Origin of the sequence: Henriciella sp. (assembly GCF_049649345.1) — a bacterium.
Lineage (GTDB): Bacteria > Pseudomonadota > Alphaproteobacteria > Caulobacterales > Hyphomonadaceae > Henriciella.
The window spans coordinates 1-2377 of the sequence record NZ_JBARZC010000498.1 but is presented as its reverse complement, the minus strand read 5'-3'; the positions used below and the strand labels follow the sequence as shown (position 1 = coordinate 2377).

General features: G+C 57.0%; 3 protein-coding genes. 1 reads left to right on the top strand and 2 read right to left on the bottom strand.

From position 1 onward, the window contains the following. On the top strand, window positions 1-508 hold a 508-nt coding region (locus tag WA989_RS13880), incomplete at its 5' end, for a sugar nucleotidyltransferase (protein WP_424341082.1). A gap of 9 nt (window positions 509-517) precedes the next feature. Here WA989_RS13880 and WA989_RS13875 read toward each other — a convergent pair. Continuing rightward, the gene (locus tag WA989_RS13875) at window positions 518-1321 is read right to left on the bottom strand and encodes an ABC transporter ATP-binding protein (protein WP_424341081.1); all 804 of its coding nucleotides are present in this window, start codon (window positions 1319-1321) and stop codon (window positions 518-520) included. 2 nt (window positions 1322-1323) lie between these two features. Next, a complete protein-coding gene (locus tag WA989_RS13870; RefSeq protein WP_424341080.1) occupies window positions 1324-2181 on the bottom strand; it encodes an ABC transporter permease in 858 nt (285 codons plus the stop codon). Window positions 2182-2377 lie beyond the last annotated feature (196 nt).

Sequence of the window (2377 nt, the reverse complement as noted above, 5' to 3'; positions counted from 1 at the left end):
GCTGCGCACAGCCGGATCGCTGACCGAAGGCGCGCGCGTTTTTGCATATCGTGTGCACGATCCGGAACGCTTCGGCATTGTCGAGATTGATAGCCAAGGTAATGCAACCTCAATTGAGGAGAAGCCTGCCAAACCGAAAAGCGACTGGGCTGTCACAGGCCTGTATTTCTACGACAACCAGGTCGTGGACATTGCCAAATCAGTAAAGCCATCGGCGCGCGGTGAGCTGGAAATCACCAGTGTGAACGACGCCTATCTTCAGCAGCACCAATTGAAAGTGAGCCAGCTCGCGCGTGGAACGGCCTGGCTTGACGCCGGCACATTCGACAGCCTGCTGGAAGCGTCTCACTTTGTTCAGACACTTGAGAAGCGTCAGAAGTTCAAGATCGCCTGCCTGGAAGAGGTCGCATGGCGCCAGGGCCTCATCGACAGCGCCCAGCTCGAAAAACTCGCTGAGGGCTACAACAACAACTACCGCAAGTATCTCAAATTCCTGTTGAAGGGATAGCTGAAGCCGCTAATCGCCCCGCGCTTGCGCCTTGGCATTATCGGCGGCCTGCTCGGCGGCTTTGCGTCTTTCAGCGCCTCGTGCATCCAGCACCTCCTGGGTCGGCCCAAGCATTTTTACCTGTCCGCGCTCGAGCCACAGAACCTCTGTCGTGACATCCTGAATGAGCTTGATGTTGTGCGACGCGACGACAATTATACCCGCATCCGCCAGGATTTTCTCAAGCCTCGCTTGCGCCTTCTCCTGGAAGCTCTCATCACCCGCCCCGATCCATTCATCGAGCAGGATGATGTCGGGCTGAAATGCCGTTGCGCACGCGAATTTAAGGCGCATTGCCATGCCTTGAGAATACGTGCTGATCGGCAAATGGATGTAGTCACCAAGCCCGGTAAAACTCATGATATCCGGCAATATCTGCTTGATCTGCTTGCGGCTTGCCCCAGCCACCAGGCCCGACAGGTAGATATTCTGGAGGCCTGAAGCTTCCGCGCTCATGCCGATGCCAAGCGTAAACATTGTGGCGACGCGGCCGGAGAGCGTGACGTCCCCTTCCTGCGGCACGAACAGGCCTCCAAGCACTCTCAGAAGCGTCGTCTTTCCGGACCCATTGGACCCGATGATGCCCAGCCGTGTGCCGTCCCTGAGGGTAAGGCTCACATCCTGGAGCGCGTTGATCCGCATATTTCTGCCGGACCGCCGCTCAAGCGGACCTGCAATGTCAAGCTCATCCGCGCCTGCATCCATAGCGCCAAGCCGTTTGGCGGCCTTCGACGTGTATCGCAGCGAAATATTGTTCAGGGTGATGAGAGCCATGCCTAGATCACCCAGAAAATGATTTTTTTGCGGGTCATCGCAAAGGTCATAAGCGCCACGATCCAACCTCCGATCGTCAGCCCGCCAACGATGAACCAGGATATCCACGGGAATGGCGCGTCGATCAGAGGCGCTCTCATGATGTCGATGAAATGCGTCAGAGGGTTGATCAGTGCCACCAGCCCCAGCAGGGTCCCCTTCTGCGGCACCCATAGGATGGGCGTAATGAAGATGGCCATTCTCATGATGGCCGATAGCAATTGCGCCACATCACGATATTTGGCGAGCAGCGGACCCAGTAAGAAATAAACCCAGCCCGCATTGACGAGCGTCAGAAGAAAAGCCGGCAGGAATATCCAGGCCTGAGATGTTGGCCGGTAGCCAAAAACGATCAGGACAAGACACGCGCCGACGGCGTTGAACGTGAACACGATCAGATTGAGCGAGAGGCTCTTGAAGACAAAGAGGCTCATCGGTACGAGCGCGCCTTTCAGCCAGTTGGCCGCGTTCGCAAACACGGTCGACGCGTCGAGTACCATCGGGCTGAGCAGCTGGAAAAACAGGAAACCGAAAATCACATAGGAGGCCCGGTCGGAGATACCGCCTTGCGCTACGGCGGCGCGAAAGAACATGATCGCTAGCACGAAGATCACAAAGCTGATCACCGCCCATGCGATACCCAGCGAGGCGCGCCGATACCTGCGCGAAAACTCCTCCCAGGCCAGCGCCCACCAGGTCTCCACCCTGAGCGCGCCGCGAAACACGTCAGAAGCGGCGGCACTTATGGCACTCTGGTCCGGCCGGACATTCTGGGCCGGAAGATTCAGGCGCTGTGACTGAGAATCCGTGGTGGATGTCATTGAAGACGGCGGCTTTCGGTCTGAGACATTTTCAAATGTTGGCCTTACCCGACCAATGGCTTCTTCAATTCGCGGGGAATACTGGACCCGGCAAGCCATCCACCGCTCTGCTCAATGTAGCTGTGGAGCGCCTGAAAGGCTTCAAACCAGTCGCCATGCTTACTTTTTTTTGCGAACTTCTGCACCTTCGCAGCTG